Consider the following 15,411-nt stretch of genomic DNA (forward strand, 5'->3'; position numbering starts at 1 on the left):
GGATAAACGTCTGGGGCGGTGCGCTTAGTTATACGCTTCGATCTTGACTCTGCCGACGCCGGAGTCCACGAGGTCGAGCTGTTTGGCGGCGGCTTTCGAGAGGTCGATGATCCGGTTTTTGACGTAGGGGCCGCGGTCGTTGATCTTGACGAAGACCATTTTCCCGTTGTTGAGGTTGGTTACCCGCACGATGGTTCCGAATGGAAGCGAGCGGTGGGCGGCGGTAAACTCTTTCATGTCGAAGGTTTCGCCGTTTGCCGTTGTCCTTCCGTGGAATCTGCTGGCGTAAAAAGAGGCCCTTCCGACAGCGACCATGAACCGGTCACCGTTGGGACGAGGCTTTGCTGTGCTCCGGGATGAGCTGCTTTTCTGAGAAATGGTGTGGTTTATGGCTCCGTTTTGGCTGGCAAGAGCGCTGAACGGAGAGGCTGATATGATGAGTGATAATGCCAATGCAAGGCGACAGTACTGGGTAAAGGGTTTTTTCATAATCGCATACTACTGGTTAACGCGCGGCTACCGGGTCTGATGGTGCGTATGGTTTCGGTTTCTTTCATGGGAGTGCCTTTGGTAGAGCGCTGTTTTGTTTTACGGTAATTAACTCGTGGGCTAATATAATAAAAAGGTTTTTAAAGTGCGAAATCCCGTTGTTTTACCTGATCCCGGTACGCTATAATGGTTTCTGATTATTTGTTAAGTTGCTTTAATTATTGTTTTTACCTCTTTCCCTTCGCCGGTTTTTTTTGCTTGGCCGGGAGGCTGTTTTGAATAAAAGAATGGCAAAAATGTTTCGGGTTTGCGTTGTGATCTGTTGCGGTTATGCGCGTGATTAACGTATTGCGGATCGGTGATGCCCGGATTTTGCGCACTGCTTTCGGGAAGCTTTTAAGCGACGCGGGCTGTTGAAGTCACTCTGACGGAAACGCCCGGATCGATCATTTTCAGCAGCTTCAGCACGTGGAAAACAAACGCACAGGGCATGCCTGCAAGCAGGCGGCCCGCTTTATGCTGGTGGCCGTGTATCTGCTGTTGGCCACTTCGGTTGCCCATGCCGCCGGGCCTGCCGACGACCTGATAGAAGAGGGCATACGGAAGGGGCTTGCCGGGGAGTACCGCGAGGCAATCGATGATTTCAGTCGCGCCATACGCCTGGAGCCGCGCAATGTGGATGCTTATTACAACCGGGGCCTTGCCCGTGGTTCAATTGGCGATCTGAAGGGCGCTCTTGCCGATTACACCAAAACCATAAGCCTCGATCCCCGTTCATTCAGCGCATACAATAATCGCGGATTCAGCCAGGCGGCTCTTGGCAGGTTTGCGGAAGCCATTGCCGATATGACGCGCGCGATAGCCATCCGGCCCGATATGGCGCAGTTGTATAACAATCGCGGCACACTCAGGATGTCGATGCAGGCGTATCTGCTGGCTATCGCCGATTTCAGCAGGGCTATCGAACTTGATCCGGCGCTTGCCGGCGCGTACAACAATCGCGGCCTTGCCAGAAATCTTGTCGGCGATCTCGGCGGTGCGGTTGCCGATTACGGCGAGGCGGTCCGGATCGATCCGCGTTACAAGGTTGCCTGGTACAATCTGGGCAACGCGCATGTGGCGACCGGAGCGGCCCGGGAGGCCGTCGATGATTACTCGAAGGCGCTGGTGCTCGATCCCGGAATGCTTGCGGCGCGAAACAATCGGGCTTTTGCCAGACTCTCCCTTGGAGATTATAACGGTGCTCTTGAAGATTTGAGCCTCGTCATATCGGCATCTCCGCAAGACGCCACGGGCTGGTATAACCGGGGGGTCGTCCGGAAGCTCGCCGGTGACCGGCAGGGGGCCACCGAAGATCTCCGGCGGGCTTCGGCGCTAGGCGATTCTTTGGCTGACGAGGTGCTTCGGGAGATGACGGTTTCCGGTGGAGCGCCGCCATGAAGCACGCCCGGAGGCGGGTGTTTGCAATTGAGGGTGAATGTGTATATTCCTTCGACTTGATTATCTGAAGCACATGAAATCCTTTGTCATCAATCGAGCTTCCAAGCCATGTCAGGCGTTTCTCAAGCGAGGGGGATTCAGCAGCCGTAACCGGTTTTTTTGAATGAATTCTTTGCGCTAACAAGACTTTTCCTGCCTATGCCGACGACATCCGAAGATTCTCATTTATCTTCTCATTCTCACTCCAGCGATACTGATTTCAAGCGTCTTGCAACCTTGTCGCTCGCCGCGCTTGGTGTGGTGTTCGGTGATATTGGCACCAGTCCGCTCTATGCGATCCGGGAGTGTTTCCATGGCGAATTCAGCATTCCCGTAACGACGCCAAACGTACTCGGAGTGCTGTCGCTCTTGGTTTGGTCGCTGCTCTTGATCGTCACGCTCAAGTATCTCACTTTCATCATGAAGGCCGACAACGAAGGCGAGGGCGGTATTCTCGCTCTGACCGCCCTCATCATTTCGCACAGCAAGAAGGACAAGAGTGAGCGGTGGTTTCTGGTCGGCATCGGGCTGTTCGGCGCGTCGGTGCTGTGCGGGGAGGCGATGATAACGCCGGCTATCTCGGTGCTCAGCGCCGTCGAGGGGCTTCAGGTGATCGCGCCCGCATTCTCGGATCTGGTCATTCCGGTGACCGTCGCCATCCTCGCGGCCCTGTTTCTGTTTCAGCACCACGGCACGGCTCGGCTCGGCGCGCTCTTCGGCCCTATCATTCTGACCTGGTTTTTCGTGCTTGGCGTGCTTGGTGTGGTTAAAATTTTAGAGTATCCCCAGATTCTTCACGCCTTCTTTCCCTGGCACGGTATCCAATTTCTGCTGAACAACCAGGTTCACGGTTTCACGGTGCTCGGCGCGGTTTTCCTGGCCGTGACCGGCGCAGAAGCGCTGTACGCCGATATGGGTCATTTCGGCAGGCGTCCGATCCGGCTGACCTGGGCGCTGTTCGTGCTTCCCGCCCTGCTCTTGAACTATTTCGGGCAAGGCGCGTTGCTGCTGGCCAATCCGGCGGCGTCTGACCACCCCTTCTACGCGCTGGTGCCGTCATGGGCGCTGATTCCGATGGTGCTCTTGGCGACGTTCGCCACGGTTATCGCCTCGCAAGCGCTCATCACCGGACTCTACTCGCTGACGCAGCAGGCCATTCAGCTTGGCTACCTGCCGCGGTTGACGATCCGCCACACCTCCGCCAGCCATATCGGGCAGATTTACGTTCCGGCGGCCAACTGGGGGTTGATGATCGCCACCATCGGTCTGGTGCTCGGCTTCAGAACGTCGAGCAGCCTTGCGGCCGCTTATGGCGCGTCGATGACCACCACGATGCTGATCTCGACGATCCTGTTTTTCTTCGTTTCAAGGCACATGTGGAACTGGAGTCCATTCGCCTCGTTTGGCCTGTTGGGTATGTTCCTCGTGATCGATCTCTCCTTTTTCGGCGCGAGCATGAGCAAGCTGTTTCATGGGGCGTGGTTCCCGCTGGTGATGGGCCTGAGCCTGTTCATGCTTATGATGACCTGGAAGAAGGGGCGGGCGCTGCTGCTCAGGCAGATACAGGATCGCACGCTCACGGTCAACGAATTCGTCGAAAGTCTCGCATTGCAGCAGCCTCACCGGGTGAAGGGGCAGGCGATCTACATGACGGCCAATCCGGACGTGGTGCCGATGGCTCTGTTGCACAACATGCGTCACAACAAGATTCTGCATTCCGAGGTCGGGTTGCTCAACTTTTCGACCGAGCGGGTGCCGAGGGTACCGAACAGCAAGAAGGTGGAGGTTATTCAGCTCAGTTACGGCATGTACAAGATTATCGCCCGGTACGGCTTCATGGAGTATCCCAACATCCGGCAGGTGCTGGCCCTGGCAAACCAGCAGGGCATGAACTTCAGGACCGACGCGATCAGCTATTTCCTTAACCGGGAAAAAATCGTGACCGGCATGAAATCGAAAATGAGCAACTGGCGGAAAAAGTTGTTCGCGCTCATGGCTCGCAACGCGCTCAGCGCCACCTCATACTATGATCTGCCGTCCGGACAGGTGATCGAAATTGGCGTACAGGTGCAGATTTGAACGGTATCGGGTTGAGCTTTTTTTGAAATCCGAAAGGCTTACGTAACAAGACATACCTTCGCTATGTCAACAACATCGGAAGATTCTCACGGGTCTTCGCTTTCTGGCCGCTCCGATCTGAAGCACCTTGCCTCTTTGTCGCTGGCTGCGCTTGGCGTGGTGTTCGGCGACATCGGCACCAGCCCTCTCTATGCGATCCGTGAGTGTTTTCATGGCGAGTACAGCATTCCGGTTACGATGCCCAATGTGCTCGGTGTGCTTTCGCTTCTGATCTGGTCAATCCTGCTCATCGTTACGCTCAAATACCTGACCTTCATCATGAAGGCCGACAACGAGGGCGAGGGCGGCGTTCTCGCGCTGACCTCCCTGATTATTTCCCACAGCAAGAAGAGCCGGAGCGAGCGGTGGGTGCTGGTCAGTCTCGGTCTGTTTGGCGCGGCGCTGCTCTATGGCGACGGCATGATTACGCCGTCGATCTCGGTGCTCAGCGCCGTCGAGGGCATCCAGATCGTCGCGCCCGGTTTCACTCCGCTGGTGATTCCCGTGACCATCGTCATTCTTGCCGGGTTGTTTCTGTTCCAGCATCACGGCACGGCCAAGGTCGGCTCCTTTTTCGGGCCGGTCATTCTTCTCTGGTTCATCGCTATCGGGCTGTGCGGCCTGGTCGAGATCGTCAAATATCCGGCCATTCTCAGGGCGGTTTTTCCCTGGTACGGCATCGAGTTTCTCGTCAACAACCACTCCAAGGGCTTTCTGGTGCTTGGCGCTGTCTTCCTGGCCGTGACCGGCGCGGAGGCGCTGTACGCCGATATGGGCCACTTCGGCAAACGCCCGATCCGGCTGACCTGGCTGGTGCTGGTGTTACCCGCACTCTTGATGAACTACTTTGGACAGGGGGCGGTGCTGCTCTCCGAGCCTGAAAAGTCATACAATCCTTTCTATGCGCTGGTACCGTCATGGGGCATTATTCCGATGGTCATTCTGGCGACGCTCGCGACCATCATCGCCTCGCAGGCGCTTATCACGGGGGTCTTTTCGCTGACCCAGCAGGGCATCCAGCTCGGCTACATTCCGCGCCTTACCGTGCGGCACACTTCGGCCAGTCATATCGGCCAGATTTACGTTCCGGCGGCCAACTGGGCGCTGATGTTCTCGACCATCGCGCTGGTGGCGGGCTTCGGCTCTTCGAGTCGCCTGGCCTCGGCGTATGGCGTGGCCGTGACGGCTACCATGCTGATTTCGGCGGTGCTGTTCTACTATGTCGCACGTGACCTCTGGAACTGGAAGCCCGTTCCGCTCAATCTTCTGATGGGCCTGTTCATGGTGATCGACCTGTCGTTTTTCGGGGCCAGCGTCAGCAAGCTGTTTCATGGGGCGTGGTTTCCTCTGGTGATCGGGTTTGCACTGTTCACCCTCATGTTGACCTGGAAGCAGGGGCGGAGGTTGCTGCAAAAGCAGATCGCTGATCGAACGCTCACCATCGGCGAGTTTGTTGAAAGCCTCGCCATTCAGCAGCCGCAGCGGGTCAAAGGGCAGGCGATTTATCTGACGGCCAACCCTGACGTGGTGCCGATGGCCTTGTTGCACAACATGCGGCACAACAAGATTCTTCACTCCGAGGTCGGCCTGCTCAACTTTTCAACCGAGCGTACGCCGAGGGTTCCGAACAGCAAAAAAGTGGAGGTTGTCCAGCTCAGCTACGGCATGTACAAGATCACCGCCCGATATGGTTTCATGGAGTACCCGAATATCCGGCAGGTGCTCGCCCTGGCCAATCAGCAGGGGATGCATTTCAGGACCGAGGCGATCAGCTACTTCCTGAACCGCGAAAAGATCGTGACCGGCATGAAGTCGAAAATGAGCAACTGGCGAAAAAAGCTGTTCGCGCTCATGGCTCGCAATGCGCTGAGCGCCACGGATTACTACGATCTTCCCTCCGGACAGGTGATCGAGATAGGCGTACAGGTGCAGATTTGATACTGCATTTTCCCCAGTTTTATTTGTTTTCTATATAGTATTATGTACATTGGCATATAGAAACGGGAAAGCGCTTTCAGTATCTCGATGCAAGAACTTGTCCAGCACATCGTTGGCCACCCGGTGGCATCATTGCTTGTTATTTTCAACCTCATCGTCATCGAGGCTCTCTTGTCGGTGGACAATGCCGCCGTGCTTGCAACCATGGTTCTTGACCTGCCCCGCAAAGATCGTCCTGCTGCGTTGAGGTACGGTATTTTCGGCGCTTATCTTTTCAGAGGTCTTTTCCTTGTTTTTGCCGCTTCTCTGGTCAGCATCTGGTGGCTCAAGCCTTTTGGCGGACTCTATCTTCTTTACCTGGTCTGGAGCTGGTGGAACAGCCGGGGCGCAAGGGATGCGGGGGAGATGAATACCGAAAAGCGCAACAATCGCCTCTACCGGTTTGTTTCGGGTCGCATCGGGCCGTTCTGGGCAACCGTGTTGTTTGTCGAGATCATGGATATGGCTTTTTCTATAGACAATGTTTTTGCGGCGGTTGCCTTCACGGATAATCTCATTCTGGTTTGTACCGGCGTTTTCATCGGTATTCTCTCCATGCGTTTTGTCGCTTATGGCTTTATACGGTTGATGGAAGAGTATGCGTTTCTGGAGACTTGCTCCTATATCGTGCTTGCTGTTCTTGGCGCGAGGCTTGTCTTCTCCTTTTTCGAGCATCTCTGGCCGGGCATGGCCATTGACGGATATCTCGAAGGACACCAGGTCGATCTTGTCATGTCGCTCATAACCGTGACCATTTTTCTGGTTCCGGTTATTACCAGCACCTTGTTCAATGTGCCGGCAAAGGAGAGCGGAGGATGAGAAACGATATGTTTGTTGCTTTCCGAAGCAGTAATTCCCTTTGATCACAAATTTTCAAAAGCTCTTTATTCTCGATCATCATGAATGCACATAGCGGATTCAATCATCGACTCAGAAATTATATCCTGAAAAAGCACGGCTCGGTCAACGCCTTCTGCCGGGCGGTAGGCATCAAGTACCCGGCGCAGATGACCCCGTACCTCAAGGGCAAGTGCCTGCCGGGAAAAAAGATGCTTGAGCGGCTTGAAAAGGATGGCGCCGATATCGACTGGATTCTCACCGGTCATGCTGTCGGAGAGCAGGTCAGCCCTATCAGCGACGCCTTGGCGCTCTCCCGCTACCGGATGGATATCGACAATCTGCTCCGGCAGGTGCGCATGCACATCGGCAGGTTCGAGGAGCGGCTCAAGCCGGCTATCGAGGCCTATGCCGTACTCGACGATGAGGAGAAGATTGTTGATCTGAGCAGTTCGATCGAGAAATTCCTCGGTTTCGCGCCGGGTTCGCTTGCCGGAGTTTCGCTTTCGGAGATTCTTCATCCGGACGATTATCTGCACTTCAAGAACGCGCTTGAGCGCCAGAAGCCTCATGAGGCGGTGCTGATGTTCTATTCGCGTTTCAGGAGCGGTGATGGCGCCTGGTTGAATGTCGAGTGGAGCCTTTCGGTCAAAAGAAAACCGATGACCGATCAAAACGAGTACGCCATGATTCTGCGCAAAACTGACAACCAGCTTTTCTGACCGGTTTCGGAACGTCCGGAATGCACGATTTTCCGGATAACGGCGATACACTTCAGGCCTCTCTTGCCCGCGCGGCAGAGAGGCTTTTTTATGCTGCGCTGATTCGAGTTGTTTTTCCTTTGCCGGATGGAGCAAGAGGGTTAAGAGAACAAACTGCTTTATCCTGTGGTTTGATAAGAAAAACGGGAGTTTGTATGCGTTTGATTCTCATGACAGGAAAAGGCGGAGTAGGCAAAACCTCCACGGCGGCGGCCACCGGCCTGCGTTGCGCCGAGCTGGGACACAAAACTCTGGTGCTGAGCACCGATCCGGCCCACTCGCTTGCCGACAGTTTCGATGTGCCGCTTGGCCATGAGCCTCGCAAGGTTTGCGAAAATCTCTGGGGCGCTGAACTTGATGTGCTCGAAGAGCTCGAACAGAACTGGGGCAGCGTCAAGCGCTACATGACCGAGGTGCTTCAGGCCCGTGGCTTGGACGGCGTCCAGGCCGAAGAGCTCTCCATCCTGCCCGGCATGGATGAGATTTTCGGGCTGGTCAGGGTCTTCCGCCACCACAAGGAGGGCGATTACGACGTGCTGATTATCGACTCCGCGCCGACAGGAACCGCCCTGCGTCTGTTGAGCATTCCGGAAGTGGGCGGCTGGTACATGAGGCGGCTGTACAAGCCGCTCGAAAAGGTGGCCGTCTATCTGAGGCCGCTCGTTGAACCGATTTTCAAGCCACTTGCCGGTTTTTCGCTGCCCGACAAGGAGATGATGGATCTGCCCTATGAGTTTTACGAACAGATCGAGGCGCTCGGCCGGATTCTGACCGACAACAGCGTCACCTCGGTGCGCCTGGTCACCAATCCCGAAAAGATGGTCATCAAGGAGTCGCTGCGGGCGCAGGCCTATCTCAGCCTCTACAACATCTCCATCGACATGGTCGTGTCGAACAGAATCATTCCCGATGAAGTGACAGACCCCTATTTTCAGTACTGGAAAGAGAATCAGAAAATTTACCGACAGGAGATCATCGACAGCTTCAGTCCGCTGCCCGTTAAGGAGGTGCCGCTCTACACCCGCGAGATTTGCGGGCTTGCGACCCTCGAAAAACTCAAGGAGATGCTCTACGGCGACGAGGACCCTTCACAGGTTTATTTCCGACAGAATCCCTATCAGATCAAGCAGACGGCGGGAGGATTCGATCTCGAACTGCTGCTGCCCGCTCTTCCGGACGAGTCGGTTCAGTTGAGCAAGAGTGGCGACGAGCTGAACATCAGGATCGGCAACCACCGGAGGAACATGGTGCTGCCGCAGTCGCTGGCTACGCTCAGAACTACGGGCGCGCGGCGGGAGGGCGACCGGCTGGTCATCGGTTTTTCGGAAAGACTTCCGTGAATGCGGTCGGCCCCGGATCGGCGCAGAAAAAAAAGCCTCACCGCGCTCCGGGATGAAAAAAGTGTAGAGTTTGTTTGATTTTTTTTATACACTCACGATAACAATTGTTTTGTATAAAAGTCTATATGCCGTTTCGTCAACGGAAGGGAGGGGAAATGATGCAATTCAGGGTCGGTGATTCAATCATTTATCACAAGCCGAAAAGCTCCGTGTCGCCAGGTCCGAGAGCGAGGCAGGTCTATGCCCTCGAACATGGCGAGCATTACCACTATGTGGTGGACAAGTTTTGGAAAGTGACCTCCGTCAACGGCGACGGCACGATCGAGGTGGTTACCCGCACGGGAAAAAAGCACCTTCTGCCGGTCAACGACCCAAATATCAGCAAAGCCCACCCCTTGCAGCAGCTTTTTCACAGGAAGCGTTTTCCAACTGAACCGGAACACCGCTTTTCGTTTTGAACGGGGGGTGTTCTCCTTCTGCTTAATTTTCCCATTCGCCAACCGGCTCTGATCCGGTGCGGAGGTGTTTGGCCTCCGTATCGAACCAGAGCGGTTTTTCATGCCGCAGCATACTCGCCACCACCTGGAACTCGCCAGGGTTCGTGAACAGATGGTTTTCGATGAGCTGGTTGCTTGAATCGTACAGCGCGATTCTGCCATTGTGTTCAGCCAGGTCCCAGCGGCTGTAGTAGCTCGCGACAAGAATGTTAGCCATGATCGGTTCGGCGTTGCGCCGCCGGTTATTTGTCGGTGAAAACGGCGTTGTTGAGCGTTGCCCAGCTTCGCGTCGCTTTTTTGCCTGAAGGCGTGATGGTGGCCGGAGAAATTATTGCATCGGTCAGGTTCGCGCCGATCAGGGTTGCTCCGCCCAGGTCGGCCCCTTTCAGCGAAGCTTTTTCCAGATTTGCGTCGAACAGCGAGGCATTGGTGAGCTTCGCACCATCCAGATTCGCCCCGTAGAGCATCGCCCCGTAAAGCATCGCCCCCTTGAGATTCGTACCGGAAAGGTCGGCATTTTTCAGGTATGCCCGGTCGAGGTTCGCGCCTTCGAGGTTCGCCTCCTTCAGGTTCGCCTCTTTCAGGTCGGCTCTCTGGAGATTGACGCCCTTCAGGTCGGCTCCGGCCAGATTGGCCTTGTCGAGGTTGGCTCGCTCGAAATCGGATTTGGAGAGCGAGGCTTTTCTCAGATCGACGCCGCCAAGTTCGGCGTGGCCGAGCTTCTCCTCGCTCATCTCGATTTTCGCTTCGGGATTGTTCTGCCGCATCGCATTCCACTCCTCGACCTCCCGCACATCGGGGGCAGGTTGCGCCGGAACAGCTTGCGAACTTCCGGCGGGCATGTTTTCGGGAATGATGACCGGCGAGGCTACGGGCGGCGGCGCCAGCTCCGGCGGCAAGGCGGGCGCTTCCTTCGAGAAGCGGGCGTCGCGCATCATCGCCCAGCTTCGCGTAGCCGGTTCGCCCGATGGCAGGATGGTATTGTTCGAGAAGGTCGCGTCCCTGAAGGTTGCGTTTCCGAGGAAGCGCGCATTGTTGAACCGTACGCCCTTGAGGTTCGCTCCATCGAAACCGGCTTCAAACAGCACCGCATTCTTGAGGTTTGCCTGCTCCAGGTCAGCGCCACCCATCTTTGCCCACCGGAGGTTCGCGCCTGCGAGATTGGCCGCCTTCAGCGAAGCGTCCTTCAGGAACGCGCCGTTCAGGTTCGCCCCGGCCATCCAGGCGCGATTGGCGTTGACCTCTTTCATGCCGGTTTTTTTCAGGTAGGTCATCGAGAGGTTCGCGCCTTCGAGATTAGCTTTGTCGAGCGCCGCGCCGCTGAGGTCAGCTTTTGAGAGATTGGCCTTCGACAGATTCGCCCCCTTGAGATTGGTATCTTCGAGGTTGGCTTTGGAGAGGTCGATGGGAAGCTCCGGCTGTCGGCTGCGCATGGCGTTCCACTCGGCGACGCTTTTCTGGAGCAGCTTCAGTTGGTCGCGGTTGTAGGCTTGGGCAGCGGGTGAGGCGGAGAGCGTGAGTGCAAGGATGATTGCCGGAACGGCATGGCGATGAGTTTTCATGGTGCGGTGTTGTGTGGTGCATGAAAAACAGTTGAACGGGCCGCGAGCGGTTCGGTGTGACCACGGCCTGCGATGTATCAAGGTAATGAAAAAGCGAGAGAGTCCAGCGGGGCCTTGATTGATGACGCCTGTTCTGAAAAACCATGCCGGAAACAGAGTGCGGGTAAAAATGGTTTTCTTTGGAGAGTAGCAATTTGGAAAAAAAAGATAAACGGAATTATGACTGAAAAATCGGGATATGGAAAGAAAGTGCTCGTGACCGGAGCTACGGGCAAAACCGGCAATTGGGTCGTCAAGCGCTTGCTGCATTATGGTGTGCCGGTCAGGGTTTTTGTGCGATCCGGGGAGAAAGCAAGGAGCATGTTCGGCGATGGCGTTGAGGTGGTCACGGGAAAAATCCAGGACGCCGAGGCGATCCGGCGGGCGGTCAGCGGCTGCGACGGGGTCATCTCCGCGCTTGGCTCCTCGTCGATAAGCGGAGAGGCCTCGCCATCGGAGGTTGACCGCGACGGCGCGATCAGGCTGATCGATCAGGCCGCCAAAGCTGGGGTGAGGCATGTCGCGATGGTCAGTTCCATCGCCGTGACCAAGTGGTTTCATCCGCTCAACCTGTTCGGTGGCGTGCTCGGCATGAAACTTGCTGCCGAGGAGCATTTGCGGAAAACCTTTGGTTCAGAAGGGCGCTCGTACACGATTATCCGTCCCGGCGGCCTCAGGGATGGCGAGCCGCTTCAGCACCGGCTGCATGTCGAGCAGGGCGACCACTTGTGGAACGGCTGGATGAACCGCTCGGACGTGGCCGAGCTTGCCGTGCTGTCGCTGTGGGTCGAAAAGGCGGCCAACAAAACCTTCGAGGTGATTATCGAAGCTCCCGAACCGCAGCAGTCGCTCGCGGGCTATTTCGACAAGCTGTTGGAATAGCTGGTCCGCGGGAGGGCCGCCTGCCGGAGCTTCGAGCTGTCGAGGCCCCGGTACGGCAGGTGGTTGGCAATCGCGGATGAGCGTCTCAGGCCTTCTTTGCCGGAAGGATTCCGCTGACGGCGTTTGCCGCGGCAGTGACTCCGTTCTGGACGACCGAAATAGCCGAGCTGGCCACGGCTCCAGCCATGTTGACGACTGCGCCTCCGAGTTCGCCCAATGCTCCGGTGATGGGTGTGGCGGCTTCGGTAATGGATTTGACCGAAGCGGAAACCGTGTCGCTGACGCTTTGCGCTGCATTGGTGACTGCGGGCAATGCAGACTGGATGGTTTCAGAGACCAGATTGAGCTGGTTGACGCCGAGTTCGGTCATGCTTTTTACCGCGAAGTCGAATGACTTCATGGTGTCGATTTTTTCCGTGGTTTCGGGGGCTTTTTTTACCTCTTCTGCCATAATGCTCTCTCCTTTTTTGCTATTGGGTTGAAACCTTGATGTTTTGATTCCCGCCCGGCGCTTTCAGAAAAAAAACAAAGCACCGTGAAACATCGGCATCGCGGGTTACTCTGAAAAATGTACTCATTTGCGCATAACCCTTCAAAAGGCGGGAAGAGGGAAAAACAAAAAAAGGGCTGCGCAGCCCTTTTTTTGTTTCAAAACCGGTGAAGAGGTTCACTCCTCGAATCTGTTTTTCACCTCTTTCGACGGCGTGGCGTAGCCGGAATACCTCGGAGAGGAACCTTTCAGTCCCGCGCTGCCGCCATAAAGATGCGGGTAGGCATTCGCGCCAAGCCTTTTGGTTGTTTTGCCAATATTTTCAAGGGCGTCACCGACTACCCACCAGTGGCCATCGATAAATACCTCAAGAAACCTGCCATAGGCTTCAGCTCCCTGGACGAATGCTCCGGTCGGGTTGTTCATGGTGAAAAATTCCTTGTTATTGAATGGTCATAATTTAACCCAAGTTAAAAAAAATAACATACCGGCGCAACAGCGATTTGTCGGTGTTTTATCAGTCAGGCCAACATGCGCAGGCACATGAGCAGTTCCTGGCCGCCGAAGGGCTTTTTGAGCGTGGCATTGGCTCCGACGGCATCGGCAAGCAGCAGGAAGTTTTCGGGGCCGGCTTTCCCTCCACCCGAAATGGCCAGAATTTTCAGCGCGGGATTGATTCTGCGAATCTCCATGATCGTTTCGATACCCTCTTTTTCGGGCATGATAAGGTCGGTGATGATAATGGCTATGTCTCGCTCCTGCTGAAGTTTTTGTAGCCCTTCAGCGCCGTTTTCCGCTTCGGATACCAGGTAGTTTTCCTTTTTCAGCGTTGTGGCTATAAACTTCCTGACAGATGGATCGTCGTCGATAACGAGAATTTTCATAATTCTTTAGGGGGATTGTTTGTTGATGAGAGAACTTCGTTGACCGCCGATGCAAGCTGGGCGAGCTTGACCGGTTTTTTCAGCAGGCGGTTGATACCGTAATGCCGCAAGGGCGTGTCGTGATCGATTATTTTTCCGTATCCGGTCATCAGAATCACCGGAATCGAAGGAGAAATTTTGTGAATCTCGCTGGTCAACTGGATTCCGGTCATTTCGGGCATGGTCAGGTCGGTGATGACCAGATCGAACCGGTCCGGTTTTTCTTTGAAAAGTTTCAGGGCTTCGGCAGGAGATTTTTCGGCCTGGATGTTGTAGCCGAGTTTGGTCATCATGATCGTGACCATGTTGACCGCCGCGGGTTCGTCGTCGATAAAGAGAACACTGGCTTCATATGTGGCCGGCTGCGGTTTTTCCTCCGGCTTGGCTCCGGCTTTGTTGTCGATAACCGGCAGCCAGACGTGGATGGTAGAGCCTTTGCCCTGGTCGCTTTTGACGCTGAGCTGGCCGTTGGATGCGGTGACAATGCCATGAACGACCGACAGGCCGAGTCCGGCGCCTTTTTCGATCGATTTGGTCGTGAAAAAAGGCTCGAAAATACGCTCTACGGTTGAGTCATCCATGCCGGTTCCCGTATCGGAAATGGAGAGTTCGGCATAGTCGCCATTGGGCAGTTTCGGTACGATTGGCGGCATTCCGCTTCCGGAGCTGATCTCTCTGAGGCCGATTTTCAGGACCCCGCCGTTCTCTTCCATTGCATGGAAGGCGTTGGTGCAGAGATTGACGACGACCTGGTGCATCTGGGTCGGGTCGGCAAGAACCGTGCGGCACGAATTGTCGATCTGTTCTTCGATGGAAATCGTCGATGGCAGCGATGGCCGCAGCAACTGGATCGCTTCGTCAATGACCTCCTGCATGCTCACCGGTACCGCCTTGCCCTCTTCGGCCTTGCTGAAGGTCAGGATTTGCGAGACCAGTTTTTGCGCCCGTTCGGCGGCCTGCATGATCTCCCCGAAATATTCATGCATCGGGTCATCGTCGCCGATACTGGCGAGCCCCATTTCGGCGTAACCGAGAATCGGCGTGAGGATGTTGTTGAAATCGTGAGCGATACCGCCAGCAAGGGTGCCGATGGTTTCAAGCCGCTGCGATTTGCGCAACTGCGATTCAATCCTGCGCTTTTCTTCCTGCGTGGATATCCGGTCGCTGATGTCGCACAGAATGCCGTCGATTCCCGCGAAGAAGCCTTCGTTCGAGAAAAACGATCTCATGTGATCTTCGATCCACCGGAGTTTGCCATCCGGAGTGACAATGCGGTACACCAGCGTTTGGGACTGCTTTTGTTCCTTGAGTTTCCGGTAGGTGTCGGCGACTATCTGCCGATCTTCAGGGTGGATCATCGAGATGGTGTCGAACATGGTCGTTCCGCGATGTTCTGAGGCGAGAGCTTTCAGACATGCGGGCGGTTGGGAGTGAATGCTGGTTTTGCCTGAAGTGTCGATATGGTAAATGGCCGCCGGGATGTTGTCGATGAGCGTCCGCATTTTCTCCTCGACTTCCGTGCCGGTTTGCGCCGCGAGAGCCAGCCGGACGCCGGCGAGGCGCAACGGGTTGCCAGTCCGGTTCCGCTCGCTGACCTTGCCGCGATCGAGCACCCGAATCCATTCGTCCTGTCCGTGGCGCACCCGCAATTCAAGCTCCAGAAACTCCGCCTCGCTGTCCAGAAACTCCCCCATCGAACTGGTGAGCTGTCCGAGATCGTCCGGGTGGCACAGCTCGCGCCACTGTTCGACGGTCATCGTATCGGCTTCTGTGTCGGCGAGACCGGTGATGGTCAACCATTGGCGGTCGATGCGGATCGTTCCGTTTTCGACATCCCACTCCCATGATCCGGCGCGGGCCGATTCGAGGACCGTCGCCAGAGTCTTGGCTCGCTGTTCGGCTATCGAGGCCCTGCTTTCGAGCATGGCGATCTTCTTTTCAAGCGCCTCGACGCCCCCTTCGGGCATCCTGTTTTCAGCGCATACCGGTAAGTCCGGTTTGTGACTGTCCATTACTG

General features: G+C 55.7%; 16 protein-coding genes. 8 read left to right on the top strand and 8 right to left on the bottom strand.

The features are described from left to right. Positions 1–24: 24 nt before the first annotated feature. Entirely contained in the window at positions 25–489 is a 465-nt protein-coding gene (locus tag EST62_RS10680) for a septal ring lytic transglycosylase RlpA family protein (protein ID WP_129052068.1), read from the bottom strand. Between the two features lie 468 nt (positions 490–957). Between EST62_RS10680 and EST62_RS10685 the strand changes: the two genes are divergently transcribed. The 7 genes from EST62_RS10685 to EST62_RS10715 all read left to right on the top strand — a co-directional run bounded on the left by EST62_RS10685 (position 958) and on the right by EST62_RS10715 (position 9,459). Continuing rightward, positions 958–1,929: a tetratricopeptide repeat protein gene (locus tag EST62_RS10685; RefSeq protein WP_245153607.1), complete on the top strand. Its 972-nt coding sequence runs from the start codon at positions 958–960 to the stop codon at positions 1,927–1,929. 198 nt (positions 1,930–2,127) lie between these two features. Then, positions 2,128–4,047 (top strand): potassium transporter Kup, encoded by a 1,920-nt coding sequence (locus EST62_RS10690; protein WP_167599317.1) that lies wholly within the window; start codon positions 2,128–2,130, stop codon positions 4,045–4,047. A 63-nt stretch (positions 4,048–4,110) separates the two neighbouring features. Continuing rightward, positions 4,111–6,024, top strand: a complete 1,914-nt coding sequence (locus EST62_RS10695; RefSeq protein ID WP_167599318.1) for a potassium transporter Kup — start codon at positions 4,111–4,113, stop codon at positions 6,022–6,024. An 87-nt stretch (positions 6,025–6,111) separates the two neighbouring features. Then, positions 6,112–6,882 (top strand): DUF475 domain-containing protein, encoded by a 771-nt coding sequence (locus EST62_RS10700; protein ID WP_129052070.1) that lies wholly within the window; start codon positions 6,112–6,114, stop codon positions 6,880–6,882. An 80-nt stretch (positions 6,883–6,962) separates the two neighbouring features. Beyond that, positions 6,963–7,622: a PAS domain-containing protein gene (locus EST62_RS10705; protein WP_129052071.1), complete on the top strand. Its 660-nt coding sequence runs from the start codon at positions 6,963–6,965 to the stop codon at positions 7,620–7,622. 194 nt (positions 7,623–7,816) lie between these two features. Then, a complete protein-coding gene (locus tag EST62_RS10710; protein WP_129052072.1) occupies positions 7,817–9,001 on the top strand; it encodes a TRC40/GET3/ArsA family transport-energizing ATPase in 1,185 nt (394 codons plus the stop codon). A 155-nt stretch (positions 9,002–9,156) separates the two neighbouring features. Next, a complete protein-coding gene (locus EST62_RS10715; RefSeq protein ID WP_167599319.1) occupies positions 9,157–9,459 on the top strand; it encodes a hypothetical protein in 303 nt (100 codons plus the stop codon). A 22-nt stretch (positions 9,460–9,481) separates the two neighbouring features. On the opposite strand, the gene EST62_RS13540 is transcribed toward EST62_RS10715, so the two are convergent. Beyond that, positions 9,482–9,715 (bottom strand): DUF2439 domain-containing protein, encoded by a 234-nt coding sequence (locus EST62_RS13540; protein ID WP_167599320.1) that lies wholly within the window; start codon positions 9,713–9,715, stop codon positions 9,482–9,484. Positions 9,716–9,740: 25 nt separating this feature from the next. Next, positions 9,741–11,060, bottom strand: coding sequence for a pentapeptide repeat-containing protein (locus EST62_RS10725; protein ID WP_129052074.1), 1,320 nt, complete (start codon positions 11,058–11,060; stop codon positions 9,741–9,743). 219 nt (positions 11,061–11,279) lie between these two features. Here EST62_RS10725 and EST62_RS10730 point away from each other — a divergent pair, with 219 nt between their 5' ends. Then, the gene (locus EST62_RS10730) at positions 11,280–11,981 is read left to right on the top strand and encodes an SDR family oxidoreductase (RefSeq protein ID WP_129052075.1); all 702 of its coding nucleotides are present in this window, start codon (positions 11,280–11,282) and stop codon (positions 11,979–11,981) included. Positions 11,982–12,066: 85 nt separating this feature from the next. Here the strand turns inward: EST62_RS10730 and EST62_RS10735 are convergent, their stop codons facing one another. The 5 genes from EST62_RS10735 to EST62_RS10755 form a co-directional block, all read right to left on the bottom strand. After that, positions 12,067–12,432 (bottom strand): hypothetical protein, encoded by a 366-nt coding sequence (locus tag EST62_RS10735; RefSeq protein WP_129052076.1) that lies wholly within the window; start codon positions 12,430–12,432, stop codon positions 12,067–12,069. 19 nt (positions 12,433–12,451) lie between these two features. Beyond that, positions 12,452–12,652: a hypothetical protein gene (locus EST62_RS10740; protein ID WP_129052077.1), complete on the bottom strand. Its 201-nt coding sequence runs from the start codon at positions 12,650–12,652 to the stop codon at positions 12,452–12,454. Further along, positions 12,649–12,897: a bacteriochlorophyll c-binding family protein gene (locus tag EST62_RS10745; protein WP_129052078.1), complete on the bottom strand. Its 249-nt coding sequence runs from the start codon at positions 12,895–12,897 to the stop codon at positions 12,649–12,651. Before EST62_RS10745 ends, EST62_RS10740 begins: the two co-directional genes overlap by 4 nt. Before the next feature lie 95 nt (positions 12,898–12,992). Beyond that, a complete protein-coding gene (locus EST62_RS10750; protein WP_129052079.1) occupies positions 12,993–13,355 on the bottom strand; it encodes a response regulator in 363 nt (120 codons plus the stop codon). After that, positions 13,352–15,406 (bottom strand): PAS domain-containing sensor histidine kinase, encoded by a 2,055-nt coding sequence (locus EST62_RS10755; RefSeq protein ID WP_245153608.1) that lies wholly within the window; start codon positions 15,404–15,406, stop codon positions 13,352–13,354. The genes EST62_RS10750 and EST62_RS10755 overlap by 4 nt, the downstream gene beginning before the upstream one ends. Between the last annotated feature and the right edge of the window lie 5 nt (positions 15,407–15,411).

The organism is Chlorobaculum sp. 24CR (genome assembly GCF_004118635.1).
GTDB lineage: Bacteria > Bacteroidota > Chlorobiia > Chlorobiales > Chlorobiaceae > Chlorobaculum.

Coding starts and splice junctions, on each gene's coding strand:
- EST62_RS10680 (WP_129052068.1), bottom strand. CDS start 489: ATGAAAAAACCCTTTACCCAGTACTGTCGCCTTGCATTGGCATTATCA.
- EST62_RS10690 (WP_167599317.1), top strand. CDS start 2,128: ATGCCGACGACATCCGAAGATTCTCATTTATCTTCTCATTCTCACTCC.
- EST62_RS10695 (WP_167599318.1), top strand. CDS start 4,111: ATGTCAACAACATCGGAAGATTCTCACGGGTCTTCGCTTTCTGGCCGC.
- EST62_RS10700 (WP_129052070.1), top strand. CDS start 6,112: ATGCAAGAACTTGTCCAGCACATCGTTGGCCACCCGGTGGCATCATTG.
- EST62_RS10705 (WP_129052071.1), top strand. CDS start 6,963: ATGAATGCACATAGCGGATTCAATCATCGACTCAGAAATTATATCCTG.
- EST62_RS10710 (WP_129052072.1), top strand. CDS start 7,817: ATGCGTTTGATTCTCATGACAGGAAAAGGCGGAGTAGGCAAAACCTCC.
- EST62_RS10715 (WP_167599319.1), top strand. CDS start 9,157: ATGATGCAATTCAGGGTCGGTGATTCAATCATTTATCACAAGCCGAAA.
- EST62_RS13540 (WP_167599320.1), bottom strand. CDS start 9,715: ATGGCTAACATTCTTGTCGCGAGCTACTACAGCCGCTGGGACCTGGCT.
- EST62_RS10725 (WP_129052074.1), bottom strand. CDS start 11,060: ATGAAAACTCATCGCCATGCCGTTCCGGCAATCATCCTTGCACTCACG.
- EST62_RS10730 (WP_129052075.1), top strand. CDS start 11,280: ATGACTGAAAAATCGGGATATGGAAAGAAAGTGCTCGTGACCGGAGCT.
- EST62_RS10735 (WP_129052076.1), bottom strand. CDS start 12,432: ATGGCAGAAGAGGTAAAAAAAGCCCCCGAAACCACGGAAAAAATCGAC.
- EST62_RS10745 (WP_129052078.1), bottom strand. CDS start 12,897: ATGAACAACCCGACCGGAGCATTCGTCCAGGGAGCTGAAGCCTATGGC.
- EST62_RS10750 (WP_129052079.1), bottom strand. CDS start 13,355: ATGAAAATTCTCGTTATCGACGACGATCCATCTGTCAGGAAGTTTATA.
- EST62_RS10755 (WP_245153608.1), bottom strand. CDS start 15,406: ATGGACAGTCACAAACCGGACTTACCGGTATGCGCTGAAAACAGGATG.